This is a genomic window from Bacillus cereus group sp. MYBK15-3 (genome assembly GCF_051916765.1).
In the GTDB taxonomy this organism is placed as follows: Bacteria; Bacillota; Bacilli; order Bacillales; family Bacillaceae_G; genus Bacillus_A; species Bacillus_A cereus.
Window position 1 is genome coordinate 904578 of record NZ_JBQAHG010000002.1, and the last position, 25323, is coordinate 929900.

Below are 25323 nucleotides of genomic sequence, written 5' to 3' on the forward strand. Positions count from 1 at the left end.
GGTGGCTTCTTTCTTGCACCCTAGTCTCACATGACTAGGGTATTTTTATGCAAAGGTTGTTATAAAAATTCAAAAGTGGTAACATAAAAATCAGAAAGATGAGGGATGACGATGAGCCATTTGTTAACGATGAGTGAATTATCGGAAGTAGAAATTTCAGAAATCCTAAAAGATGCAGAAGATTTTGCGAATGGAAAAGAGAGCAAAACGACAGAGCAAACTTTTGTTGCGAACTTGTTCTTTGAGAATAGTACGAGAACGAGATTTAGCTTTGAAGTTGCTGAGAAGAGATTAGGACTTGATGTTTTAAACTTTTCAGCTGATGCATCTAGCGTACAAAAAGGAGAAACTTTATACGATACGATAAGAACACTAGAATCAATCGGAACAAAAGCAGTGGTCATCCGCCACGAGCAAGATCGCTACTTCGATGAACTAAAAGATCAGGTGAATATTCCAATCTTAAACGCTGGAGATGGATGCGGAAACCACCCAACGCAGTGCCTACTGGACCTTCTTACAATTAAACAAGAGTTTGGAAGATTTGAAGGTTTGAAGATTGCAATAGTAGGAGATGTTCGTCATAGCCGAGTAGCACGTTCTAATGCAGAAGCATTAACGAAGCTTGGTGCAACAATTTACTTTGCAAGTCCAGAAGAGTGGAAAGATGAAGACAACACATTTGGAACATACAAACCATTAGATGAACTTGTTCCAGAAGTTGATGTAATGATGTTACTCCGTGTACAACATGAGCGTCATGATCATTATGAAACAGACATTATGAAAGAATATCATGAGAAACACGGATTAACAGTAGAAAGAGAAAAGCGTATGAAAGAAGGAAGCATTATTATGCATCCAGCTCCTGTAAACCGTGATGTTGAAATTGCAAGTGAACTTGTTGAGTGTGAGCGTTCACGCATATTTAAACAAATGGAAAATGGAGTTTACGTAAGAATGGCTGTACTAAAACGCGCCTTACCAAATGTATTAGGAGGAATGAAACATGAATTATTTGTTTAAAAATGGTCGTTATATGAATGAAGAAGGAAAAATCGTAGCAACGGATCTTCTCGTACAAGACGGTAAAATCGCTAAGGTAGCAGAAAATATTACGGCAGATAATGCTGAAGTAATCGATGTGAACGGAAAGTTAATCGCACCTGGATTAGTAGATGTACACGTACATCTTCGTGAACCAGGTGGTGAACATAAAGAAACAATTGAAACAGGTACACTAGCAGCGGCAAAAGGTGGATTCACTACAATTTGCGCAATGCCAAATACACGCCCGGTACCAGATTGCAGAGAACATATGGAAGACTTGCAAAATCGTATTAAAGAGAAAGCGCATGTTAACGTACTACCATACGGAGCAATTACAGTACGCCAAGCGGGTTCTGAAATGACAGATTTCGAAACATTAAAAGAGCTTGGAGCATTTGCTTTCACTGATGACGGTGTAGGCGTACAAGATGCTAGCATGATGTTAGCAGCTATGAAGCGTGCAGCGAAATTAAATATGGCAGTAGTTGCGCACTGTGAAGAGAATACGCTTATTAATAAAGGTTGTGTACATGAAGGGAAGTTTTCTGAGAAACACGGATTAAACGGTATCCCATCAGTATGTGAATCTGTACATATTGCAAGGGATATACTGCTTGCTGAAGCAGCAGATTGCCACTATCACGTATGTCATGTAAGTACGAAAGGTTCTGTACGTGTAATCCGTGATGCGAAACGCGCTGGAATTAAAGTAACAGCAGAAGTAACACCGCATCACCTAGTGTTATGTGAAGATGATATCCCATCAGCTGATCCTAACTTTAAAATGAACCCACCGCTTCGTGGAAAAGAAGACCATGCAGCATTAATTGAAGGTTTATTAGATGGAACGATCGATATGATTGCAACTGACCATGCACCGCATACAGCGGAAGAGAAAGCACAAGGAATTGAAAGAGCACCGTTTGGAATTACTGGTTTTGAAACAGCATTCCCGCTTCTATACACAAACCTTGTGAAAAAGGGAGTTATTACGCTAGAACAGTTAATTCAATTCTTAACAGAAAAGCCAGCTGATACATTCGGCTTAGAAGCAGGTCGCCTAAAAGAAGGTAGAGCAGCTGATATTACAATCATTGATTTAGAACAAGAAGAAGAGATTGACCCAACAACATTCTTATCAAAAGGAAAAAATACACCATTCGCAGGTTGGAAATGCCAAGGATGGCCGGTAATGACAATCGTTGGTGGTAAGATCGCATGGCAAAAGGAGAGTGCATTAGTATGAAAAGACAACTTATCTTAGAAGATGGAACAGTATTAATTGGAACAGGTTTCGGAGGCGAAATCGAAAAGTCAGGTGAGGTTGTATTTACAACAGGAATGACTGGATATCAAGAAACATTATCTGATCCATCATATTGCGGTCAAATCGTAACATTCACGTACCCATTAATCGGAAACTACGGCATTAACCGTGACGATTTTGAATCCATTCACCCATCTGTAAATGGTTTAATCGTAAACGAAATTTGTGATCATCCATCAAACTTCCGTAATGAAATTTCGTTAAATGATTACTTGAAAGAAAGAAATATCCCAGGATTAGCAGGGATTGATACGAGAAAATTAACGAGAAAAATTCGTCAATACGGTACATTACGCGGACGCCTTTGTAATATGGATGCAGATGTAGAGTACATTGTAAGTCAATTAAAAGCGACAGTATTTACAGATCATGTAAAACGCGTATCAACGAAAGATCCATACCCAAGCCCAGGTCGTGGTCACCGAGTTGTACTAGTAGACTTCGGTATGAAACATGGTATTTTACGAGAATTAAATAAGCGTGACTGTGATGTAATTGTAGTTCCTTACAACACAACAGCAGAAGAAATTTTACGCCTTAGCCCAGATGGAATTATGTTAAGTAACGGACCTGGGGATCCAAAAGATGTACCAGAAGCAATTGAAATGTTAAAAGACATTATCGGTAAAGTTCCTTTATTCGGAATTTGCCTAGGACATCAATTGTTCGCGCTAGCATCTGGTGCGAATACAAGTAAATTGAAATTCGGTCACCGTGGTTTAAACCATCCAGTAAAACATCTTGCAACTGGAAAAGTAGCAATTACATCTCAAAACCATGGTTACGCAGTAGAAGAAGAGTCAGTTAAAAATACAGAACTTGAAATTACACATGTCGCTTTAAATGATGGAACAGTAGAAGGTCTTCGTCATACGAAGTTCCCAGCATTTACAGTACAATATCATCCAGAAGCTTCAGCAGGACCAGAAGATGCAAACGATTTATTCGAAGATTTCTTAGCAATGATTGAAAACTTCAAGAAAGAAGGGGAAGAGTTATGCCAAAACGCCTAGACATTAACACAATTTTAGTAATCGGATCAGGACCAATTGTAATTGGGCAAGCAGCAGAGTTTGACTACTCTGGTACACAAGCTTGTCAATCTCTTAGAGAAGAAGGTTACAAAGTAATCCTTGTTAACTCTAACCCAGCAACAATTATGACAGATACTGCAACAGCAGATAAAGTATACATCGAACCATTAACACTAGAATTCGTAAGCCGTATTATTCGTAAAGAACGTCCAGATGCAATCTTACCAACATTAGGTGGTCAAACAGGTTTAAACATGGCTGTTGAACTTGCGAAATCAGGCATACTTGAAGAGTGCGGAGTTGAAATTTTAGGAACAAAATTATCAGCAATTGAGCAAGCAGAAGATCGTGATTTATTCCGTTCATTAATGCAGGAATTAAATGAACCAATTCCATCTAGTACAATTATTCATACGCTAGAAGAAGCACATGAATTTGTAAAAGAAATTGGATATCCAGTTATTGTTCGCCCTGCATTTACAATGGGTGGAACAGGTGGCGGAATCTGTAGTAATGAAGAAGAACTAATTGAAATCGTATCAGGTGGATTAAAACATAGTCCGGTAACACAATGTTTATTAGAGAAAAGTATTGCTGGTTGTAAGGAAATTGAATATGAAGTAATGCGTGATTCAAATGATAACGCGATTGTAGTATGTAACATGGAAAATATCGATCCAGTTGGAGTTCACACAGGTGATTCTATCGTTGTAGCACCAAGCCAAACATTAAGTGACCGTGAATACCAAATGTTACGTAACACTTCATTACGAATTATTCGTGCATTAGGAATTGAAGGTGGATGTAACGTTCAGCTTGCACTTGATCCATATAGCTTCCAATACTATGTAATCGAAGTAAACCCACGTGTAAGTCGTTCATCTGCACTAGCATCTAAAGCAACTGGATATCCAATTGCGAAGCTAGCGGCAAAAATTGCAGTCGGTTTAACATTAGATGAAATCGTAAACCCAGTAACACAAAAAACATACGCTTGTTTCGAACCAGCATTAGACTATGTTGTTTCAAAAATTCCACGCTGGCCATTTGATAAGTTTGAATCAGCAAACAGAACGCTTGGAACGCAAATGAAAGCAACTGGTGAAGTTATGTCAATCGGACGTAACTTAGAAGAATCATTATTAAAAGCGGTTCGTTCTTTAGAGCTTGGTATTTATCACCTAGAATTAGACCACTTAAAAGAACTTGATAAAGAAACAATGAAAAAACGTATCATTAAAGCGGATGATGAACGACTGTTTATTGTAGCAGAAGCAATTCGCCAAGGTGTAACGAAAGAAGAAATCAATGAATGGTGTGAAATGGACTTCTTCTTCTTACAAAAAGTTGAAAACATCGTAAACATGGAACGCGAAGTAAAAGCGAATGTAGGAAATATGGAAGTACTACAAACTGCGAAAGAAATGGGATTCAGTGACCATTACATCGCTAATGCTTGGAACAAAACAGAGCGTGAAATTTACGATATGCGTAAAGAAAGCAATATAACTCCGGTTTATAAAATGGTAGATACGTGTGCGGCAGAATTTGAATCTGCAACACCATACTACTACAGCACATATGGTGACGAGAATGAATCGGTTAGAACAGATCGTAAGAGTGTAGTAGTTCTAGGGTCTGGTCCGATCCGTATCGGTCAAGGTGTTGAGTTTGACTATGCAACAGTTCACTCAGTATGGGCAATCAAAGAAGCTGGATATGAGGCAATCATTGTTAATAACAACCCAGAAACAGTTTCAACAGACTTCAGTATTTCTGACAAATTATACTTTGAACCATTAACGATTGAAGATGTAATGCACATTATCGATTTAGAAAAACCAGAAGGTGTTATCGTTCAGTTCGGTGGACAAACGGCAATTAACTTAGCTGCTAAATTAGAGGCTCACGGTGTGAAAATTTTAGGAACATCACTTGAAGATTTAGACCGTGCAGAAGATCGTGATAAGTTTGAAGCAGCGCTAACACAGCTTGGTATCCCACAACCAGTTGGTAAAACAGCAACGACTGTAGAGCAAGCAGTAGCAATCGCGGACAAAATTGGTTACCCAGTATTAGTAAGACCATCTTACGTACTAGGTGGACGCGCGATGGAAATCGTATATCGTCAAGAAGAACTGTTGCACTACATGAAAAATGCAGTTAAAGTTCACGCTGATCACCCAGTATTAATCGACCGTTACATGGTTGGTAAAGAAATTGAAGTAGATGCAATTTCAGACGGTGAGAATGTATTCATTCCAGGTATTATGGAACATATTGAACGTGCTGGAGTTCACTCTGGTGACTCAATTGGAGTATATCCACCACAAAGCTTATCTGACAAATTAAAAGAACAAATTATTGAACATACAATTGCACTTGGAAAAGGATTAAACATTGTTGGATTACTAAATATCCAGTTTGTAGTATTCGAAGATCAAGTGTATGTAATCGAAGTAAACCCACGTGCGAGCCGTACAGTACCGTTCTTAAGTAAAATTACAGGTGTACCAATGGCGAACGTTGCAACGAAAGTTATTTTAGGGCAAGATCTAGTAGCGCAAGGATACGGAACTGGGTATCACCCAGAAGAAAAAGAAGTATATGTAAAAGCTCCGGTATTCTCATTCGCGAAACTACGCTCAGTTGATACAACATTAGGACCTGAAATGAAATCAACAGGGGAAGTAATGGGTAAAGACTTAACGCTTGAAAAAGCATTATACAAAGGATTAGTTGCTTCTGGAATTAACATCCCAACGCACGGATCAGTAATCATTACTGTAGCGGATAAAGATAAAGAAGAGGCAATGGAAATTGCAAAACGTTTCCACGAAATCGGTTATAACTTATTAGCAACAGCTGGGACAGCACAATCGTTAGCAGAGCAAAATATCCCAGTACAAGTTGTAAACAAAATTGATTCTGAAGACTACAACTTACTAGATATTATCCGTCAAGGAAAAGCACAGTTTGTAATCAATACGCTAACAAAAGGTAAACAACCAGCGCGTGATGGTTTCCGCATTCGCCGTGAATCAGTAGAAAATGGTGTAGCTTGCTTAACATCACTTGATACAACGAGAGCAATCTTACGAGTATTAGAATCTATGACATTCTCAGCTCATTCAATGAAAGAAATTACGCAAACAAAGCGTCACGAGGTGGTACATGCATGATGCAAAAGCAAAATATGATCGTCGTTAATCAAAAAGAAATCGCAAAAAACATTTACGAATTAGTGCTTCAAGGAACGTTAGTACAGCAAATGAACGAACCAGGGCAGTTTGTACACATTAAGGTAGCGGAGGGCATTGCGCCCCTTCTGCGCCGCCCGATTAGTATTTGTAATGTAGATCAAGAGAAGAACGAATTTACAATGCTATACCGTGCAGAAGGACAAGGGACAAAAACATTAGCAACTAGAAAACAAGGTGAATTGGTAGACGTACTAGGACCACTAGGACACGGTTTTCCTGTAGAAGAAGCAGAAGCTGGTCAAACAGCTTTACTAGTGGGCGGGGGAATTGGTGTACCACCACTTTATGAATTATCACAGCGCCTCGTTGCAAAAGGTGTACGTGTAATCCACATCTTAGGTTTTCAAACGAAAGATGTCGTTTTCTATGAAGAGAAATTTGCAGAACTTGGTGATACGTACGTTGCGACAGTAGACGGTACACACGGCACAAAAGGATTTGTCACAGATGTAATTGATAATTACGGAATTGACTTTAATATTCTTTATTCATGTGGTCCGCTAGCGATGCTTCGTGCATTAGAAGGACGTTACAAAGAGAAAAAAGCTTATATTTCTTTAGAAGAACGTATGGGCTGTGGTATTGGAGCTTGTTTCGCATGTGTATGCCACTTACAAGAAGATCCAAGTGGACATTCTTACAAGAAGGTGTGTAGCGACGGACCAGTATTTCCAATCGGGGAGGTTGTACTATGAACAGATTGCAAGTTGAATTACCGGGATTATCATTAAAAAATCCAATTATACCGGCATCTGGATGCTTTGGGTTTGGTCGTGAATATGCACAGTTTTACGATTTAAGTGTACTAGGATCAATCATGATTAAAGCGACGACAGAACAACCACGTTATGGAAATCCGACGCCTCGTGTTGCTGAAACACCGGGCGGTATGTTAAATGCAATCGGACTTCAAAACCCAGGGTTAGAAAAAGTAATGAATTCTGAATTACCATGGTTAGACCAATTTGATCTTCCAATCATTGCGAACGTTGCAGGCTCACAAGCTGAGGATTACGTAGCGGTTGCAAAAGAAATTTCTAAAGCGCCTAATGTCCATGCACTAGAATTAAATATTTCTTGTCCGAACGTAAAAACAGGTGGTATCGCCTTTGGTACAAATCCTGAAATTGCTGCTGATTTAACGAAGCGAGTAAAAGAGGTTTCTGAAGTACCTGTATACGTGAAGTTGTCACCGAACGTGGCAAACATTGTGGAAATTGCAAAAGCGATTGAAAATGCAGGTGCAGACGGTTTAACGATGATTAATACATTGCTTGGTATGCGTCTAGATTTAAAAACAGCTAAACCAATTTTAGCAAACCGTACAGGCGGATTATCAGGTCCTGCGATTAAGCCAGTAGCGATTCGTATGGTACATGAAGTAAGCCAAGCGGTTAACATTCCAATTATCGGAATGGGTGGTATTGAAACAGCAGAAGATGTAATTGAATTCTTCTATGCTGGCGCAAGCGCAGTTGCAGTAGGTACAGCGAACTTTATCGATCCGTTCGTATGTCCGACAATTATTGAAGAGTTACCAGCACTATTAGATGAATTAGGATTTGATCACATTTCGGAATGTCAAGGAAGGAGCTGGAAGCAAACATGTCACAGTCGTTAATCGTTGCATTAGATTTTCCAGGGAAACAAGATGTAGAACAATTCTTGCGCCACTTTGAAGGGGAAGAGTTATTTGTCAAAGTTGGTATGGAGTTATTTTACAAAGAAGGCCCTGCGATTATTACGTACTTAAAAGAAAAAGGACATAAGATTTTTCTAGATTTAAAACTTCATGATATTCCGAATACAGTAAAAAGCGCTATGCGTAGCCTAGCTAGTCTAGATGTTGATATGGTAAATGTTCATGCTGCTGGGGGAAGCAGTATGATGAAAGCTGCGATTGAGGGATTAGAGGAAGGTAAGCAAGAAGGAAAAGAGAGACCGATTTGTATTGCAGTTACACAACTAACAAGCACTTCGGAAGCTATGATGAAAAAAGAGATCGGCATTGAGAAAACGTTAGAAGAAGCGGTTGCTCATTATGCAAAACTAACAAAGGAAAGTGGACTTGATGGCGTTGTTTGTTCAACACTTGAAGTTCCGAAATTACGTGAAGTATGCGGAAATGAATTTGTAACAGTAACACCGGGGATTCGTCTTACAAGCGATGATGTAAATGACCAGGTGCGCGTAGCAACACCGAAACGTGCGAGGGAACTTGGCTCAAGCTACATCGTAGTTGGACGTAGTATTACAAAAGCAGAAAATCCGCTTGAAGCGTATAAAACAGTAAAACAACAGTGGGAAGGTGTAACAGTATGAAAAAAGAAATCGCATCGCATTTATTAGAAATTGGAGCAGTATTTTTACAACCGAATGATCCATTTACATGGTCTTCAGGTATGAAATCACCAATTTATTGTGATAACCGTTTAACTTTATCTTATCCAAAAGTACGTCAAGCGATTGCAGCTGGATTAGAAGAGTTAATTAAAGAGCACTTCCCAACTGTAGAAGTTATTGCAGGAACAGCAACTGCTGGTATTGCGCACGCTGCATGGGTAAGCGATCGTATGGATTTACCAATGTGCTACGTACGTAGTAAAGCAAAAGGTCACGGTAAAGGGAACCAAATCGAAGGAAAAGCTGAAAAAGGTCAAAAGGTAGTAGTAGTAGAGGACCTAATTTCAACTGGCGGTAGTGCAATTACATGTGTAGAAGCACTTCGCGAAGCTGGCTGTGAAGTATTAGGAATCGTATCAATCTTCACATACGAGCTTGAAGCAGGAAAAGAAAAACTAGAAGCAGCTAACGTAGCATCATATTCTTTAAGTGATTACAGTGCATTAACTGAAGTTGCAGCAGAAAAAGGTATGATTGGACAAGCTGAAACGAAGAAATTACAAGAGTGGCGTAAAAATCCAGCTAACGAAGCTTGGATCACAGCGTAACACGAAAAAAGACGACCGCGGGGGAACGCGGTCGTTTTTTTATATCATTGTTATAATTTCATGTAACGAACAGATAGTAGGAATATCGTACTTGAGTTGTGAGTTATCCCGATTCAACCATATCCCTTGCATCCCAGCTGCTGTACTACTAATCGCATCAGTCTCTAATCGATCGCCAATATAATAGCAATCTTTCATTTCAAGATTCGATTGTAATACACTTCTGTGAAAAATTTCAGGATCTGGTTTCGATATCCCAAGTTCACTAGAAGTAAATATATATTTGAAATATTGTAGAATGTTTAGAGTAGTTAACTTTTCGACTTGTTGCTCATATTCACCATTACTAATGATACCTAATGAGTACCCTTTTTCCTGCAAGGTCTGTAATGTATAGTTTACATCTTCAAATGCGGTCCAGTTGTTCTTATATAGTTCTATATATTGATTGAATTTATGCTGAGATTCCTCGGGGGATAAGTTTACTCCATATGCTTTAAATAAATGATACATTCGCATCCTTTGTTGTTCCTGAAAAGATAATTCTTTGGACAAAAATTTGTTGAAATATTCTTCTGATAATTCATGCCAGACTTTCGTTGCTTCTAATTCATTGCCTGAAAAAATAGTATTATATATTTGAAAAAAATCTATAATACCATTTCTTTCTGCAGCCTCATAATCAAGTAAAGTTCCATCAATATCAAAGAAAATCATATTACAATCTCCTTAACTACTTAGCGCTTTCTGCAAGCTCATATCCTCTTACAAACAATAAAGTCATATAAGAAACAATAAATGAGAAGATGCTGTACATGCCAACCCAAAAGAAAAATTTTGGAGTAAAGGCCATAACACCTATTATTAAAAAACTAGCAAACGTTACAATCGGCATTACGTAATACGTTTTCGTCTTGCGCGTTCCAATAACAGAAACGATAAAGATAAGTAATGGACAAATTAATAAGACGAAAATCAATTCATTCATAGGTATGTCCCCTTTTCTAATTGCAGTAATCTGTTTCTCGTAAACGTTTTGAAATAATTACTCTCCTAATATAATTTCGCTAAGTAATAACGAATCCCTCTTGAAAACTGATAATTCATGATGAATTTTACAAGCAAAAAACGTAAGCAAGAGAACACTTGCTTACGTTATAGGGTAAACATCGCAACGATCGTGGTGACAATTAAACCGATAACAACCGGTAAAAAGTTTCGGCGTGCAAGTTCAAATGGATCGACTTTACAAATCGCAGCAGCAGGAATAAGTGCCCAAGGAATTAACGTCCCGCCCCCGGTCCATATAGCTGCAATTTGCCCGAGTGCTGTTAATGTAGCTGTTCCATGGCCAAGTGCTGTTCCAAAAAGATTGGCAATGGAACCAGCAAGTGATATACCTGAAAAACCTGATCCATCTAAGCCGGTAATGACACCAACGATGGTTAATGTCCCTGCCGATACATATTGATTTAAAGGAACAGTTTGAGATAAAGCGATGCCTAAGTCGTTAATGATTCCGTGTGAACCTTTCGGTAAATAGTCCCCGATAATTTTTACAAATCCACTATCTCCTAAATAAAAGAGTGCAGCGATAGGAATAACTGGTCCGAAAATTTTAAAGCCAAATTGGAGCCCTTCTATAAAATAATCGGTCGTTTTATTCAGTCCATTTCTTTTGTAGGCGATGAGAGAAATGATGATAATCATAATAACAGTCGTTCCGCCGATAAGTGCAGTTGCGTCGCTTCCTTGTAATTTAAATTGAATCATGCAAAGGATATCAATGATATATATGATAGGGATACAAATAGCGAGCCATTTTTTTATGCGAGGAGATAATGAAGTGAGCGTTTTAGAAAACTCAGTTGATGGAATAGCTTCTTGTATAGATAAGCCTGTATGAAACTCTTTTCGTAAGAAGAAAAAAGCGACAGAAGTTGTCACAATGCCCATAACGATAACGAGTGGAACACTTGCAGATACGACGCTGGAAACAGGGAGACCAGCCGCGTCTGCAGTTAATTTCGGTGCACCTTGAATAACGAAGTCTCCAGATAAGGCGATGCCGTGTCCAAATAAGTTCATAGCAATTGCAACCCCAATTGGAGGAAGGCCGACACGTACAGCAACCGGTAATAAAATAGCTCCCATTAAGGCGACAGCTGGAGAAGGCCAAAAGAAGAAAGAAATGGTCATCATTAAAAGGCCGATAATCCAGTAGGCGAGTGTAGGTGTACGAATCATTTTTGTAAATGGTGAAATCATCGTATCATTTATGCCAGTATGAACGAGTAAATTGCTCATTGATACGATAATGGAGATGATTAATATAGTTGGTAATAGCTCAGTAATGGCGTAAATGAAACTTTGAAAAATTCCGCTAATGGCAAGAGGGATAGAACTTGTTGCAGTTAATGCTAATAAAAAGATAAAAACAATACAAATGATAGTCGTATCTTTTCGGAGAATAAAAAAGGTAATAATAGTGAGTAAACAAATAATGTAGAGAGCGTGTAATAGCGTTAATTCAACTCCCATAACATTCACATCCTTTAGGCATTCGTGTAGTTTATTGTATGAAAGCAATGAAAGTATGTGAGTATAGGAAAAAGAAAAAAATTTCATGTACTGTAATGGTGAGAACGATAAATGGATGTTACAATACAGTTAATCCTAAAAAATGAATAAAAGAAAGTGCCACCTTATATGGTGGCACTTTCTTATTTTACTGCATGAGCTTTTTGCATCTTTTTAATTAAACGAATTTGTCCACGATGATTGATTTCATCTTCAAAAACGTGAAACCACTTAAAATAGTTATTTGCTGGTTTGTCATACCAAAAGTCTGTCGTTTTAAATAACCATTCATCAGGTAACGATTGAAAAGTCTCGATTGTTTTGGAACGTACTTCTTGTAATGTATTTATGTAAAATTCTATAGCGTTTCCTTTTATTTTCTCACGTCCAAGATCGCCTAATTCAATGCCAGGTAACCAGCGTTCTAATTCAGCCTCCGTTGGTTCACGGTCTTCAAAAGTATGAATCTGGTAGTAAAATTCAATAGCGGCCATATGGTACAATAACATGCCAATTGAATTTGTGTCCTTATCATATAAATAATCAAGTTCCTCAATTGTTAAACCTTCCACCCCTTGCATTGTTGTATAGCGAGCGTAATTCATCATGGAAACAAGATTTGAAAATTCAGGCTGTAACCCATCTATCTTATCAATTACAAAATTCAATTTAAATTCCCCCTCTTAAACGATGACTCCAGAGAAAGAATTCTATGTGCAACGAAAAACTCCTTTAAAAAAGGTCGTGATTTCAACAAGGAATAACAATTAGTTCTCGATTTGATTTTGTAATAACTTCATATCCATCTTTTGTAATGACGATATCATCTTCAATTCTACAACCGCCCCAGTTCGGAATGTAAATACCAGGTTCAACTGTAACAACCATACCTTCTTCTAAAGTAGCCGTACTTTCTTGAGATAAGCGAAGAGGTTCATGTATTTCTAACCCAAGACCGTGCCCAGTAGAGTGGCCAAAGTATTGACCGTATCCATGTTCTGTAATGTAATCCCTCGTTATATCATCGATACTTTTCGCAGTTTCTCCAGGCTTAATCGCTTCAGTCCCACGTTTTAACGCTTCTCGTACAACATTGTATATTTTTTTGAATTCTTCCGATGGTTCCCCTATTGCTACAGTACGTGTTATATCGGAACAATATCCGTCGTAAAGTGCACCGAAGTCTAATGTAACGATATCCCCTCGTTCGATTATTTTATTTGATGCAACTCCATGGGGAAGTGAAGAACGAACGCCTGAGGCTACAATGATTTGGAATGAAGAAGATGTAGCCCCTTTTTTTCGCATGAAAAATTCTAATTCATCTCGTACAGCATTTTCACTTATTCCTGGTTTTAGAAACGTAAGAATGTGGTGAAATGCTTCATCCGCGATATTAGCTGCAATTTTCATTGTTTCTATTTCAGGCGTGTCTTTAATGATACGAATATTTTCGATAATTTCGCACACTTGAATCATTTCCGCCTGTACGTATTTTTGCAAGTTTTTATATTGTTGCAATGTCATGTTGTTTTCTTCAATTCCAAGTTTTTGAATGTTTAATTTCGATACTTGATGTGCAATTTCTTTTTCTAAATTTCCTTTATGCATAATAATTTCAGCATCTTTTATTTGTGATTTCGCTTGATCTACATAGCGGAAATCAGTGATAAAAACAGCTTGATCGGCAGAGATTAAGACGACGCCAGCACTACCTGTAAAGCCTGTTGCATATTGGCGGTTTTCTTTTTTGGTAATAAGTAACCCGTCAATTTCATAGTTTTGTAATTGATTTTGGATTTTATTAATTTTTAAAGTCATGTTAATGCCTCCTATTCACAGTATTGAATAAAGCAAATAGCGTGCCAAAATGTATATTTGAAGAAATGATAGTAGGGACAACATATATTTTAGGGGAGATAAAAAAATAGCCCGTAATTTGTGGGAGGCGGTTTGTTCATAAAATCTAGATTGCTGCAATGAATAGCAGGGGGATGGGGAAAAATAATGATTGGAGTTACACTTGTACTTTATTTACATGCTGTAAAAAAATTTATACAAATGTGAAATGATACTGTCAATTTTTTTGACAATATTGAATGGATATAGCAACGAAATTGAAAACATATAAAAAATGCGCTGCATACAAGCAACGCATTTTTTATTTACGCTTTTAATTTCATTACAATATCAGCATCTGGTGTTACATATACGGTTTGCTGATTGTCGTACGTAACAAAACCAAGTTTTGCACCACTCGGTTTTTTGACATGGCGTATTTTGGTGAAATCAACAGGTACAGAGCTAGACTCTTTCGCTTTACTGTAATAGGCAGCAATTTTGGCAGCTTCTAGTAAAGTTTCTTCAGCAGGTTCTAAAGAACGAATGACAACGTGAGAGCCAGGTATGTCTTTCGTATGTAACCAAATTTCATCACGGCGGGCAAACTTCGTTGTTAAATAATCATTTTGTTTATTGTTTTTACCAACGAAAATCTCTGTGCCATCACTTGCTACATATTTATCTAATACTGGTTTAGTAGGCTTTTTCTTTGCGTTTTTCGTTTTACGATTGCGCACATAACCTTCTTCAGCTAATTCCTCACGAATTTCTTCAATATCTTTTGAAGAAGCAGCTTCCATTTGTTGAAGTAAGCTATCAAAATAAAGAATTTCTTCATTTGTTTTTTCGATTTGTTCTTCTACAACAACAACTGAATTTTTTGCTTTTTGATACTTTTGGAAATAGCGTTGTGCATTTTCAGATGGTGTTTTTAAAGGATCTAATGTAATTTTTACAGTTCCACCATTCTCATCGTAATAATTAACGACCTCAATATCTTTATCGCCCTTTTTTAAAGCGTACATATTGGCTGTAAGTAGCTCTCCAAATAGTTGATATTTATCTGCTTTTCCAGCATCTTGCAGTGTTTTTTGGAGTTTAATGAGTTTTTTCTCGTTTTTATTTTTTTCGTTTTGCATAAAGCGTTCTAAATCATGAGCTTGTTGTTTTACACGATCACGTTCTGCTTTGCCAAAGAAGAAACGATCTAACAATTCGCTTACTGATGAGAATGTTTTTTCTTCTCCTTGCAAGTGTGTAAGAGGGAAAAGATAAAAGAATTCTTTTCCATTTGCAGTAATCATTGTAGGTGTATATGCATGAGATAGTAATGGTGTTTGTATAGAGAAAAATGCTTCTGATAATGCTTTCTCGTTTACCATACCGGCTTTCTTTACTATTTCTTTTGCAAATAATGGGGATATTCCCATGAAAGCACCGACGAGTTGTTTATCCATATTTCCAGATAGAAAGTCTAGCGGTCTAATAAAATCATCTGCGGTTTCAATTTGCAGAGGATTGATTTTATGTTGGGCTGGTGGCGCGACGTACTCAGCACCAGCGTATACAGTTCGGTGACGGTTTACGGCTAATGAAACGTGTTTTAAGCTATCTAAAATCACGTTTGTTTTCGTATCTAATAAGATAATGTTACTATGTCGTCCCATTATTTCAATTACTAATGTTTTTAATGATTCGTCTCCGATTTCATTACGACTGCGAACAGTAATTTGAATAATGCGTTCTAAGTCGATTTGTTCAATTTTTTCAATAAATCCACCTTCTAAATGTTTGCGAAGAAGCATACAGAACATCGGCGGTATTGCTGGCGAATCGTAGTTTTGATTCGTTAAGTGCATACGCGCATATGTAGGATGAGATGAAAGAATTAGTTTTTGGTTCTTTCCATTCGCTCGAATATGTAATAAAATCTCGTATTTTGAAGGTTGATATATTTTGGAAATTCTTCCTGTGTAAAGAGAATTTTCAATTTCATGTGTAATCGCTCTTGTAAATAATCCATCGAATGCCATAAATGAACACTCCTTTCTAACTAAATGTTAATTATAGCATTTTTTTGGACGAGGCTGAATAAGCTTTCAATAGAGTATGTCTGGAATCAGGAGGTCGATAGCAGGATGAACTGGTATGGAATGCGAGCACATGAAGTGGAAGAAAGAACGAATACGAATGTAAAGGTTGGACTTACAGAGAAAGAAGCAGAAGGGCGAGTAAAGAAATTTGGTACTAATGAATTAGAAGAAGCAAAAAGGCCTTCTGCACTAATGGTATTTTTAGCACAGTTTAAAGATTTCATGGTACTCGTTTTGTTTGGAGCAACAATTGTTTCTGCGTTTTTAGGTGAATACATTGATTCTATTGCTATTGTTGCCATTGTTATTATCAATGGTATTCTCGGCTTTTTTCAAGAAAGAAAAGCTGAAAAATCATTGGAAGCTTTAAAGGAACTAGCCGCTCCGCAAGTTACTGTAATGCGGAATGGAAAGTGGGTAAAAGCACCATCTAAAGCACTTGTTTTAGGTGATATTATTAAGTTTTCCAGTGGTGATCGTATTGGGGCTGATGTGCGTCTTGTTGAGGCATCAAGTTTATATATTGAAGAGTCTGCTTTGACAGGGGAGTCCGTACCTGTACAAAAGAAGGTAGAAGCATTGCAAGGGCAAGATGTTGCAATTGGGGATCAAAAAAATATGGCTTTTATGGGGACAATGATTACGCGAGGATCTGGTACAGGAGTCGTTGTAGCAACTGGTATGAATACAGCGATGGGGCAAATTGCAAATATGTTGCAAAATGCAGAGCAAATGGAAACGCCACTGCAAAGAAGGTTAGAACAGCTCGGAAAAATATTAATTATTGTAGCTCTTATTTTGACAGCGCTCGTTGTATTGGCTGGTGTGTATCAAGGGAATGAAGTATATCATATGTTTTTAGCTGGCGTATCGCTAGCTGTTGCGGCTATTCCAGAAGGATTGCCAGCAATTGTTACAGTAGCTTTATCACTTGGTGTACAGCGTATGATAAAAAAGAGAGCAATTGTAAGGAAGTTACCGGCCGTAGAAACGTTAGGCTGCGCTTCTGTTATATGCTCTGATAAAACGGGAACAATGACGCAAAACAAAATGATGGTAACACATATGTGGTCAGGCGGAGAATTGTGGAAAGTGACAGGGCAAGGATATGAACCTAATGGCTCTTTTATGAAAGGTGAAAAAGAAGTGAATCCAGCTAAGACAAAATCACTTTATCAGCTACTTACATTTGGTTCACTATGTAACAATGCAAATATTATTCAAAAGAAAAAGGCGTACGTATTAGATGGAGATCCGACAGAGGGAGCGCTTGTAGCTGCAGCAATGAAAGCTGGGATAACACGTGAGGCATTAAAAGGGAAATTTGAAATTATTCGTGAATTCCCCTTTGATTCAACTCGAAAAATGATGAGTGTTATTGTACGAGATCGAGAGGGGAAAAAGTTTATTGTTACGAAAGGAGCACCGGATGTTCTTTTGCAACTGAGTCAAACAATCTTATGGGGGGATAAGCAGCAGCCGTTAAGTGAGCTATATAGAAAAGAAGTACAGGCGGCTATTCATAGCTTAGGTAGTCAAGCGCTTCGAACAATTGCAGTTGCGTTTAAACCTTTAAAAGTCACGGATTCTATTGAACATGAAAGAGACGTTGAAAAAGATTTTATGTTGGTTGGAATACAAGGTATGATTGACCCGCCAAGGCCAGAAGTGGCGCAGGCGGTAAAAGAGTGTAAAGAAGCTGGTATTCGAACAGTAATGATTACAGGTGATCATAAAGTGACAGCAATGGCGATTGCTGAACAATTAGGAGTTTTACCACCAGATGGACGCGTTGTTGAAGGAGTAGAACTCGCGAATATGGATGTGGAGGAATTAGAAAATGTTGTAGAAGATACGTATGTATTCGCTCGTGTATCACCTGAGCATAAATTGAAAATTGTTAAGGCACTGCAAAATCAAGGACATATAGTAGCGATGACAGGTGATGGAGTGAACGATGCTCCAGCGATAAAAACAGCGGATATTGGGATAGCGATGGGAATTACAGGGACAGATGTTGCGAAAGAAGCCTCTTCACTTGTTTTACTAGACGATAATTTTGCTACAATTAAATCAGCAATTAAAGAAGGAAGAAATATATATGAGAACATACGTAAGTTCATTCGCTACTTATTGGCGTCAAATGTTGGAGAAATTTTAGTTATGTTATTTGCGATGTTACTTGCATTACCACTGCCGATGGTTCCTATTCAAATTTTATGGGTGAACTTAGTTACTGATGGTTTACCAGCGATGGCATTAGGTTTGGATAAGGCTGAAGGAGATGTGATGAAGAGAACACCGCGTCACCCGAAAGAAGGGGTATTCGCTAGAGGGCTTGCGTGGAAAATAATAAGTCGAGGGTTTTTAATTGGAGCAGTGACGTTAGTGGCGTTTATTATTGCGTATAACCAACATCCAAATGAACTGAAATATGCACAAACTGTAGCGTTCGCGACGTTGGTACTTGCTCAGCTTATTCATGTATTTGATTGTCGTAGTGAGCATTCTGTCTTTCACCGTAATCCATTTGGGAACGTGTATTTAGTAGGGGCGGTTATTATTTCGTTACTACTCATGCTAGTGGTTATATATTATCCACCGTTACAACCAATCTTTAGCACAATGCCGATACAAGCAAGAGATTGGTTATTAATTGGAGGTTTATCATCAATTCCGACTTTCTTACTAGTAGGTTCTTTATTAACAGGGAAAAAGACTAAGAAGAAAAAGCCGATATTATATAAGAAGGGATTAAACTTGAAATAGTCAATGTTATGAAAATGTGATATAATTTACAGAAGGTAGTAGAGCCTTGTCTCTATTACCTTTTTCATTGAGTTATTTTATGGCTTGGATGTGATAAAAATGATTTCTAGTATGACAGGGTTTGGAAGATCGAAAGTAGAAAGTGATACTTTTCAAATTACAGTAGAAATGAAATCGGTGAACCACCGTTTTTTAGAGATGAGTATTCGACTTCCTAAGCAAATGATGGTATTTGAGGACAAAATTCGTAAAATAATTGCACAGCAAGTTCGACGTGGACGCATTGAAGTGTCTATTAGTATAGCGGGTGAAGGACTTGTTGAAAGAAAATTAAGTGTGAATTGGTCACTTCTTGAGCAGTACCAATCGATGATGGAAGATATAAAAGGGAAATTTCAATTACAAGATTCTATTACACTTCAGCAATTAATGGCAATGCCAGAAGTAACAGCAATTGAAGAAATAGAAAATGTAAATGAACATTTTGAGAACAGTTTATATGAGGCTGTTCGTCAAGCTGCTCATATGTTGAAAACGATGAGAGATGGCGAAGGAGAACGATTACATAAAGATATAGCGTATCGTTTACAAGAGATTAGCAATTGTGTAAATGCAATTATTCCACATGCACCAATTGTTACACAAAAATATCGTGAACGATTAGAAAATCGCTTAAAAGAATTACATAATCAAGATCTAGATGAACAAAGATTGCTAACAGAAGTCGCAATCTTTGCAGAGCGTTGTGATATTCATGAAGAGTTAGTTCGTTTGCAAAGTCATTTAGAGCAATTTCGTGAAACATTGCAGATTGAAGAGCCTGTTGGAAGGAAAATGGATTTCATCGTGCAAGAGATGCATAGAGAAATTAATACGATTGGTTCTAAGGCAAATGACTTAACAATTTCAAAATATGTTGTAGAAATGAAAAATAACCTTGAAAAAATTCGTGAACAAGTACAAAATATTGAGTAGCTTTCAAAAAATATATAAAGTTATACGTGGTGGAGAAATCGGATAGACTTACTAGGAGGCGCAAACTATGGCCATGCGGTTTTTAAATATTGGATACGGAAATATTGTATCTGCTCATCGAATTATTGCTATTGTAAGTCCGGAGTCAGCTCCTATTAAACGAACAGTACAGGAAGCACGCGAACATAATGCTTTGCTTGATGCTACGTATGGGAGAAAAACAAGGGCGGTTATTGTTATGGATGATGGGCATGTTGTATTAAGTCCAATTCAACCAGAGACGATTGCACATCGTTTGAATAATAAAGAAGATTTAAGTGAGGAAGGGTAGGTTTTACATATTTATGAGAAGTAGAAGAGGATTGCTCATCGTTCTTTCAGGGCCTTCTGGGGTTGGAAAAGGGACGGTTCGTAAAGAGCTGTTTAGCCATGAGGATACACGTTTTCAGTACTCTATTTCAGTAACGACACGTAAGCCGCGTGAAGGTGAAGTAGATGGTGTGGATTATTTCTTTAAAGAAAGAGAAGAATTCGAGGAAATGATTCGTAATGAAAAATTACTTGAGTGGGCTGAGTTCGTAGGTAATTATTACGGAACACCGATTGACTATGTTGAAAAAACATTACAAGAAGGAAAAGATGTATTCTTAGAAATTGAAGTGCAAGGAGCAATTCAAGTTAAGAAAGCTTTCCCAGAAGGTGTATTTATTTTCTTAGCACCTCCAAGTTTATCTGAACTAAAAAGCCGTATTGTCGGACGTGGTACAGAGACTGAAGATGTTATTGAAAATCGTTTAACTGTAGCGAAAGAAGAAATCGAGATGATGGACGCTTACGACTATGTAGTAGAAAACGATCAAGTTGAATTAGCTTGTGATAGAATTAAAGCAATTGTGGTTGGCGAACATTGCCGCCGCGAAAGGGTAGCAAAATATTATAAAGAAATGACGGAGGGTCTATAATTATGTTAAATCCATCAATTGACTCATTACTACAAAAAATCGATTCTAAGTACACATTAGTAACAGTAGCTGCAAAACGCGCGCGTGAAATGCAACTTGCTAATAACTGTGTTGTAGAAAAACCTGTTTCTCATAAATGTGTAGGTAAAGCATTAGAAGAAATCGATGCAGAAGCATTAAGCTACGTACCAAGTGAAGATAAAGTAGCTGAATAAGCCTTTGCCTTCGACAAAATAAAACATAGACTTTATAATTTTCTATGTAACGGTAACAACCTATTTACAAGTAGGTTGTTATTTTTTTACGAAAGGAATGAAATATTGGTACTGACGAGCTGAGAATTCTATTTCAGTATTATAAGTTTGAAAAAGAAAGAGGACGAGTCATATGCTAAAAGGGAAAAAGATACTTCTATGTGTAACAGGAGGCATTGCGGTTTTTAAAGCAGCTGCGTTAACGAGTAAATTGACACAATCTGGCGCGATTGTAAAAGTAATGATGAGTGAGTCGGCAATGAAGTTTGTTACGCCTCTTACATTCCAAGCGCTTTCTCGCCATGATGTATATACGGATACATTTGATGAGAAAGACTCAGCTGTTATTGCTCATATTGATTTAGCAGATTGGGCGGATGTTGTACTTGTCGCACCTGCTACTGCCAATTGTATTGGAAAGTTAGCTGGTGGTATTGCAGATGATATGATTACAACTACTTTGTTAGCTACTACAGCTCCGGTATGGATTGCGCCTGCTATGAATGTGCATATGTATGAAAATAAAATAGTTCAAAAAAATATGATGACATTGAAAACGCTAGGATATACATTTATTGAGCCTGGGGAAGGCTTTTTAGCATGTGGATATGTAGCGAAGGGACGACTAGAAGAACCTGAAGCAATTATTGCACGGTTAGAGGAAGCTTTCTCAGAACACAAACCATTGCAGGGAAAAAGAATATTAATAACTGCTGGCCCAACACGTGAAAAGGTTGATCCAGTTCGTTTTATGACAAATTTTTCTTCTGGAAAAATGGGGTATGCGATTGCGGAAGTGGCAGCGAATTTAGGCGCTGATGTTATACTCGTTTCAGGACCGACAGCATTAAATCCACCGTTACATGTAACGACAGTGCAAGTGGAATCTGCACAAGATATGTTAGAAGTGGTTCTTCAACATTATCAAAACGTAGACGTTGTCATTAAAACAGCAGCAGTTGCAGATTATCGTCCGAAATATGTTCATGAGAATAAAATGAAAAAGCAAAATGGTGATGCTGTCATTGAACTTGAAAGAACGGTGGATATTTTAAAAACGTTAGGTCAGAAAAAGGATAAACAGTTACTTATCGGTTTTGCTGCTGAAACGACAAATGTAGAGGAATATGCAACGAAAAAACTACGTGAGAAAAATGCAGATATGATTGTCGCGAATGATGTAAAAGCGCAAGGAGCTGGATTTGGCACGGATACGAATATTGTAACAATGTATAGAAAAGATGGAAAAGTTATTGAGTTGCCACTTTTAATGAAAAAAGAGGTAGCTCGTGAAATATTGAAGCAAATTGAAATGATGTTAGAAGATGATCGTTTATGAAATTTGCAAGTGTAATTGTTGATGTACCTGCCCGTCAGACAGATCGACCATTTGATTACATTATCCCTAAAAAATGGGAAGATATTGTACAGACAGGAATGCGTGTAGTAGTTCCGTTTGGCCCAAGAAAATTGCAAGGTTTTATTATTGGGATTAAAGATTCGGTGGATGTAGAAAGTAAGAAGTTAAAGACAATCCATGAAATATTAGATGTAACACCGGTTTTAAATGATGAATTATTAAAGCTTGGATATTGGCTTACAAGTGAAACGTTATGCTACATGATTTCAGCTTTTCAAGTGATGCTTCCAACTGCGATAAAAGCAACGTATAAAAAACGTCTACAACTTTGTAAACAGGAAGAAATAGCACCTGAAATACTATATTTATTTCAGGATAAAGAAGCAATTGATTTTGAAGTAATCGAGCAACAGCCACATTTATACCGAACTATTCAACAAGAAATTAAAAATGGTACGGTTGAAGTCGTTTATCAAGTGAAAGATAAAGTACAAAAGAAGAAGCAAAGAGTGGTTCAGCCGGAGTTGCCAGAAGATAAATTGGAATTAGCGGCATTTGAACTGAAAAGTAAAAAACAACAAGATGTACTTTATTATTTTGTGGAAAATTATAAAAGTGCACCGTTGAAAGTAATTACAGAAGAGTTACAAATAACAGATGCTCCAATAAAAGCACTTGTTAAAAAGGGATTCATTTCAGAAAAGTATGTGGAAGTATACCGAAATCCGTATGACGATGATGATTTTGAACAAACAAAACCATTTCCGCTTACGGAGGAACAAAAACAAGTTATTACACCGATTTTATCATCAATTACAAATGAAACTTATAATCCATTTTTACTATATGGTGTTACAGGAAGTGGAAAGACAGAAGTATATTTACAATCTATAGCAGCAGTGCTCAAGAAAGGAAAAGAAGCTATCGTTCTTGTTCCTGAAATTGCACTAACGCCCCAAATGGTGGATCGTTTTAAAGGTAGGTTTGGCTCACAAGTTGCAGTTCTTCATAGTGCGTTGTCTGTTGGAGAAAAGTATGACGAGTGGCGTAAGATTTTAAGAAAAGAAGTGAAAGTTGTAGTTGGTGCGCGTTCAGCTGTTTTTGCGCCTTTTGAGAATTTAGGGATTATTATTATTGATGAAGAGCATGAATCAAGTTACAAACAAGAAGATAATCCGAGGTATCATGCAAGAGATGTAGCTGTCTGGAGAGGACAATATCATAAATGTCCTATCGTTCTTGGTAGTGCGACACCAACACTTGAATCGTTTGCAAGGGCGAAAAAAGGTGTTTATGAACTATTAACAATGGAAAAACGTATGAATGAACAAGCTTTACCAACGGTAGAGATTGTTGACATGCGAGAAGAACTTCGTGACGGGAATCGATCAATGTTTTCTAAGGCGCTGCATGAAAAAATAGCAGATCGATTAGAAAAGAAAGAACAAATGGTACTCTTTTTAAATAGAAGAGGTCATTCTACATTTGTTATGTGCCGTGATTGTGGGTATGTTGTTCAATGTCCGCATTGTGACATTTCATTGACATATCATAAAATGAATCATCGTTTAAAATGTCATTATTGTAGTTACGAAGAGAATATGCCAACTGAGTGTCCAGCTTGTCAAAGTACATACATTCGTTTCTTTGGTACAGGTACACAAAAGGTAGAAGAAGAAATTACAAAACTATTTCCAGAGGCACGAGTCATTCGAATGGATGTAGATACGACAAGTCGAAAAGGAATGCATGAAAAATTATTAAAGGCGTTCGGGGAAGAAAAAGCAGATATATTACTCGGAACACAAATGATTGCTAAAGGATTAGATTTTCCGAAAGTAACGCTCGTTGGGGTGTTAACTGCAGATACGATGCTGCACTTACCTGATTTTCGGGCGAGTGAAAAGACATATCAGCTATTGACGCAAGTAAGTGGACGAGCGGGTAGACATGAATTGCCAGGGGAAGTTGTGATTCAAACGTATACGCCAGAACATTACAGTATAGAGTTAGCGAAGAACCAACAATATGATGTGTTTTTTGACCAAGAAATGCAAATGAGACGAACAAGACAATATCCCCCATATTACTATGTTGTACTCGTAACTGTATCTCATCCTGAATTATTAAAAGCGGTACAAGTGACGGAAAAAATTGCCTCGTATTTACGAACGCATTGCTCACAGCAAACAATGGTGCTAGGACCAGTTGCTTCAGCGATTCCAAGGATAAAAGATAGATATCGTTATCAATGCATGATAAAATACAAACGGGAACCAAACTTAAAGAACGTGCTCAAAATGGTAAATGAACATTATCAAGCAGAAATGCAAAAAGAGCTACAAATCTCAATTGATTTTAATCCAACAATGTTAATGTAGCGGAGGGAAATATGGCAGTTTTAGAAATAATAAAGCATCCAAATGAAGTGTTAGAAACACCATGCGAAAGAGTAATTAACTTTGATAAAAAGCTAGTGAAATTGTTGAAAGATATGCATGAAACAATGTTAATTGCGGACGGAGTCGGTTTAGCTGCGCCTCAAGTAGGTGTAAGCTTGCAAGTAGCGGTTGTTGATGTCGATGATGATACTGGGAAAATCGAGTTAATCAATCCATCAATATTAGAAAAACGTGGTGAACAAGTAGGTCCCGAAGGCTGTTTAAGCTTCCCGGGACTTTATGGTGAAGTAGAACGTGCCGATTATATTAAAGTAAGAGCACAAAATCGCCGTGGGAAAGTATTCTTATTAGAAGCGGAAGGATTTTTAGCGCGTGCAATTCAACATGAAATCGATCATTTACACGGTGTTTTATTTACATCGAAAGTGACAAGATATTATGAAGAAAACGAACTAGAATAG

At 37.6% G+C, this 25323-nt stretch carries 22 protein-coding genes and 1 pseudogene; 17 read left to right on the forward strand and 6 right to left on the reverse strand.

Annotated features, from left to right (window positions below; genetic code table 11):
- The first annotated feature begins 111 nt into the window (after window positions 1-111).
- The 8 genes from pyrB to pyrE are packed head-to-tail and all read left to right on the forward strand — an operon-like array spanning window position 112 to window position 9625.
- A complete protein-coding gene (gene pyrB / locus ACTFR8_RS13265; protein ID WP_000018849.1) occupies window positions 112-1026 on the forward strand; it encodes an aspartate carbamoyltransferase in 915 nt (304 codons plus the stop codon).
- Window positions 1010-2296 carry a dihydroorotase gene (gene pyrC / locus ACTFR8_RS13270; protein WP_001108377.1) on the forward strand — a complete coding sequence of 429 codons (1287 nt, stop codon included), beginning with the start codon at window positions 1010-1012 and terminating at the stop codon, window positions 2294-2296. The genes pyrB and pyrC overlap by 17 nt, the downstream gene beginning before the upstream one ends.
- Entirely contained in the window at window positions 2293-3390 is a 1098-nt protein-coding gene (locus ACTFR8_RS13275) for a carbamoyl phosphate synthase small subunit (protein ID WP_000828678.1), read from the forward strand. The genes pyrC and ACTFR8_RS13275 overlap by 4 nt, the downstream gene beginning before the upstream one ends.
- Window positions 3375-6593, forward strand: coding sequence for a carbamoyl-phosphate synthase large subunit (gene carB / locus ACTFR8_RS13280; RefSeq protein ID WP_001126125.1), 3219 nt, complete (start codon window positions 3375-3377; stop codon window positions 6591-6593). Before ACTFR8_RS13275 ends, carB begins: the two co-directional genes overlap by 16 nt.
- Window positions 6590-7369 carry a dihydroorotate oxidase B electron transfer subunit gene (gene pyrK / locus ACTFR8_RS13285; RefSeq protein WP_100619324.1) on the forward strand — a complete coding sequence of 260 codons (780 nt, stop codon included), beginning with the start codon at window positions 6590-6592 and terminating at the stop codon, window positions 7367-7369. Before carB ends, pyrK begins: the two co-directional genes overlap by 4 nt.
- Window positions 7366-8295: a dihydroorotate oxidase B catalytic subunit gene (pyrD, locus tag ACTFR8_RS13290; protein WP_001081055.1), complete on the forward strand. Its 930-nt coding sequence runs from the start codon at window positions 7366-7368 to the stop codon at window positions 8293-8295. The genes pyrK and pyrD overlap by 4 nt, the downstream gene beginning before the upstream one ends.
- Complete coding sequence (gene pyrF / locus ACTFR8_RS13295; RefSeq protein ID WP_000083498.1) at window positions 8280-8996, forward strand: orotidine-5'-phosphate decarboxylase; 717 nt, start codon at window positions 8280-8282, stop codon at window positions 8994-8996. Before pyrD ends, pyrF begins: the two co-directional genes overlap by 16 nt.
- Window positions 8993-9625 carry an orotate phosphoribosyltransferase gene (pyrE, locus tag ACTFR8_RS13300; RefSeq protein WP_000711449.1) on the forward strand — a complete coding sequence of 211 codons (633 nt, stop codon included), beginning with the start codon at window positions 8993-8995 and terminating at the stop codon, window positions 9623-9625. Before pyrF ends, pyrE begins: the two co-directional genes overlap by 4 nt.
- Window positions 9626-9664: 39 nt before the next feature.
- On the opposite strand, the gene ACTFR8_RS13305 is transcribed toward pyrE, so the two are convergent.
- The 3 genes from ACTFR8_RS13305 to ACTFR8_RS13315 form a co-directional block, all read right to left on the reverse strand.
- Complete coding sequence (locus ACTFR8_RS13305) at window positions 9665-10342, reverse strand: HAD family hydrolase (RefSeq protein ID WP_000575796.1); 678 nt, start codon at window positions 10340-10342, stop codon at window positions 9665-9667.
- A 16-nt stretch (window positions 10343-10358) separates the two neighbouring features.
- The gene (locus tag ACTFR8_RS13310; protein WP_001003938.1) at window positions 10359-10613 is read right to left on the reverse strand and encodes a YbeF family protein; all 255 of its coding nucleotides are present in this window, start codon (window positions 10611-10613) and stop codon (window positions 10359-10361) included.
- A gap of 167 nt (window positions 10614-10780) precedes the next feature.
- Window positions 10781-12166 carry a hypothetical protein gene (locus ACTFR8_RS13315; protein WP_000537869.1) on the reverse strand — a complete coding sequence of 462 codons (1386 nt, stop codon included), beginning with the start codon at window positions 12164-12166 and terminating at the stop codon, window positions 10781-10783.
- A 38-nt stretch (window positions 12167-12204) separates the two neighbouring features.
- Between ACTFR8_RS13315 and ACTFR8_RS13320 the strand changes: the two are divergent.
- Window positions 12205-12306: pseudogene (locus ACTFR8_RS13320) on the forward strand (YoqO family protein); the annotation flags it as partial.
- A 42-nt stretch (window positions 12307-12348) separates the two neighbouring features.
- Here the strand turns inward: ACTFR8_RS13320 and ACTFR8_RS13325 are convergent.
- From ACTFR8_RS13325 to ACTFR8_RS13335, 3 genes are all read right to left on the reverse strand, one after another.
- Complete coding sequence (locus ACTFR8_RS13325) at window positions 12349-12873, reverse strand: DinB family protein (RefSeq protein ID WP_001012043.1); 525 nt, start codon at window positions 12871-12873, stop codon at window positions 12349-12351.
- Between the two features lie 82 nt (window positions 12874-12955).
- Window positions 12956-14026: a M24 family metallopeptidase gene (locus ACTFR8_RS13330; protein WP_000172804.1), complete on the reverse strand. Its 1071-nt coding sequence runs from the start codon at window positions 14024-14026 to the stop codon at window positions 12956-12958.
- A gap of 344 nt (window positions 14027-14370) precedes the next feature.
- Window positions 14371-16080, reverse strand: a complete 1710-nt coding sequence (locus ACTFR8_RS13335) for an Rqc2 family fibronectin-binding protein (RefSeq protein ID WP_000863278.1) — start codon at window positions 16078-16080, stop codon at window positions 14371-14373.
- Between the two features lie 105 nt (window positions 16081-16185).
- On the opposite strand from ACTFR8_RS13335, the gene ACTFR8_RS13340 reads away from it, so the two are divergent.
- The 8 genes from ACTFR8_RS13340 (at window position 16186) to def (ending at window position 25323) form a co-directional block, all read left to right on the forward strand.
- Entirely contained in the window at window positions 16186-18909 is a 2724-nt protein-coding gene (locus ACTFR8_RS13340; RefSeq protein WP_001104777.1) for a calcium-translocating P-type ATPase, SERCA-type, read from the forward strand.
- 99 nt (window positions 18910-19008) lie between these two features.
- Window positions 19009-19884, forward strand: a complete 876-nt coding sequence (locus ACTFR8_RS13345; RefSeq protein WP_000625869.1) for a YicC/YloC family endoribonuclease — start codon at window positions 19009-19011, stop codon at window positions 19882-19884.
- Between the two features lie 67 nt (window positions 19885-19951).
- Window positions 19952-20215, forward strand: coding sequence for an extracellular matrix/biofilm regulator RemA (gene remA / locus ACTFR8_RS13350; RefSeq protein ID WP_001251456.1), 264 nt, complete (start codon window positions 19952-19954; stop codon window positions 20213-20215).
- Between the two features lie 13 nt (window positions 20216-20228).
- Window positions 20229-20846 carry a guanylate kinase gene (gene gmk, locus ACTFR8_RS13355; protein ID WP_001257741.1) on the forward strand — a complete coding sequence of 206 codons (618 nt, stop codon included), beginning with the start codon at window positions 20229-20231 and terminating at the stop codon, window positions 20844-20846.
- A 2-nt stretch (window positions 20847-20848) separates the two neighbouring features.
- Window positions 20849-21061, forward strand: a complete 213-nt coding sequence (rpoZ, locus tag ACTFR8_RS13360) for a DNA-directed RNA polymerase subunit omega (protein ID WP_000933960.1) — start codon at window positions 20849-20851, stop codon at window positions 21059-21061.
- A gap of 172 nt (window positions 21062-21233) precedes the next feature.
- On the forward strand, window positions 21234-22439 hold the full coding sequence (coaBC, locus tag ACTFR8_RS13365; protein WP_016118549.1) for a bifunctional phosphopantothenoylcysteine decarboxylase/phosphopantothenate--cysteine ligase CoaBC: 1206 nt from the start codon (window positions 21234-21236) through the stop codon (window positions 22437-22439).
- Entirely contained in the window at window positions 22436-24841 is a 2406-nt protein-coding gene (priA, locus tag ACTFR8_RS13370) for a primosomal protein N' (RefSeq protein ID WP_000666715.1), read from the forward strand. Before coaBC ends, priA begins: the two co-directional genes overlap by 4 nt.
- An 11-nt stretch (window positions 24842-24852) precedes the next feature.
- On the forward strand, window positions 24853-25323 hold the full coding sequence (gene def, locus ACTFR8_RS13375; RefSeq protein WP_000279455.1) for a peptide deformylase: 471 nt from the start codon (window positions 24853-24855) through the stop codon (window positions 25321-25323).

Excerpts from the sequence above, each read along its gene's own strand:
- pyrC (WP_001108377.1), top strand. The coding sequence starts at position 1,010 with ATGAATTATTTGTTTAAAAATGGTCGTTATATGAATGAAGAAGGAAAA.
- ACTFR8_RS13335 (WP_000863278.1), bottom strand. The coding sequence starts at position 16,080 with ATGGCATTCGATGGATTATTTACAAGAGCGATTACACATGAAATTGAA.
- ACTFR8_RS13305 (WP_000575796.1), bottom strand. The coding sequence starts at position 10,342 with ATGATTTTCTTTGATATTGATGGAACTTTACTTGATTATGAGGCTGCA.
- rpoZ (WP_000933960.1), top strand. The coding sequence starts at position 20,849 with ATGTTAAATCCATCAATTGACTCATTACTACAAAAAATCGATTCTAAG.
- pyrD (WP_001081055.1), top strand. The coding sequence starts at position 7,366 with ATGAACAGATTGCAAGTTGAATTACCGGGATTATCATTAAAAAATCCA.
- pyrK (WP_100619324.1), top strand. The coding sequence starts at position 6,590 with ATGATGCAAAAGCAAAATATGATCGTCGTTAATCAAAAAGAAATCGCA.
- ACTFR8_RS13340 (WP_001104777.1), top strand. The coding sequence starts at position 16,186 with ATGAACTGGTATGGAATGCGAGCACATGAAGTGGAAGAAAGAACGAAT.
- ACTFR8_RS13275 (WP_000828678.1), top strand. The coding sequence starts at position 2,293 with ATGAAAAGACAACTTATCTTAGAAGATGGAACAGTATTAATTGGAACA.
- pyrF (WP_000083498.1), top strand. The coding sequence starts at position 8,280 with ATGTCACAGTCGTTAATCGTTGCATTAGATTTTCCAGGGAAACAAGAT.
- ACTFR8_RS13315 (WP_000537869.1), bottom strand. The coding sequence starts at position 12,166 with ATGGGAGTTGAATTAACGCTATTACACGCTCTCTACATTATTTGTTTA.
- def (WP_000279455.1), top strand. The coding sequence starts at position 24,853 with ATGGCAGTTTTAGAAATAATAAAGCATCCAAATGAAGTGTTAGAAACA.
- ACTFR8_RS13330 (WP_000172804.1), bottom strand. The coding sequence starts at position 14,026 with ATGACTTTAAAAATTAATAAAATCCAAAATCAATTACAAAACTATGAA.
- gmk (WP_001257741.1), top strand. The coding sequence starts at position 20,229 with ATGAGAAGTAGAAGAGGATTGCTCATCGTTCTTTCAGGGCCTTCTGGG.
- coaBC (WP_016118549.1), top strand. The coding sequence starts at position 21,234 with ATGCTAAAAGGGAAAAAGATACTTCTATGTGTAACAGGAGGCATTGCG.
- remA (WP_001251456.1), top strand. The coding sequence starts at position 19,952 with ATGGCCATGCGGTTTTTAAATATTGGATACGGAAATATTGTATCTGCT.
- pyrE (WP_000711449.1), top strand. The coding sequence starts at position 8,993 with ATGAAAAAAGAAATCGCATCGCATTTATTAGAAATTGGAGCAGTATTT.
- priA (WP_000666715.1), top strand. The coding sequence starts at position 22,436 with ATGAAATTTGCAAGTGTAATTGTTGATGTACCTGCCCGTCAGACAGAT.
- pyrB (WP_000018849.1), top strand. The coding sequence starts at position 112 with ATGAGCCATTTGTTAACGATGAGTGAATTATCGGAAGTAGAAATTTCA.
- ACTFR8_RS13310 (WP_001003938.1), bottom strand. The coding sequence starts at position 10,613 with ATGAATGAATTGATTTTCGTCTTATTAATTTGTCCATTACTTATCTTT.
- ACTFR8_RS13345 (WP_000625869.1), top strand. The coding sequence starts at position 19,009 with ATGATTTCTAGTATGACAGGGTTTGGAAGATCGAAAGTAGAAAGTGAT.
- carB (WP_001126125.1), top strand. The coding sequence starts at position 3,375 with ATGCCAAAACGCCTAGACATTAACACAATTTTAGTAATCGGATCAGGA.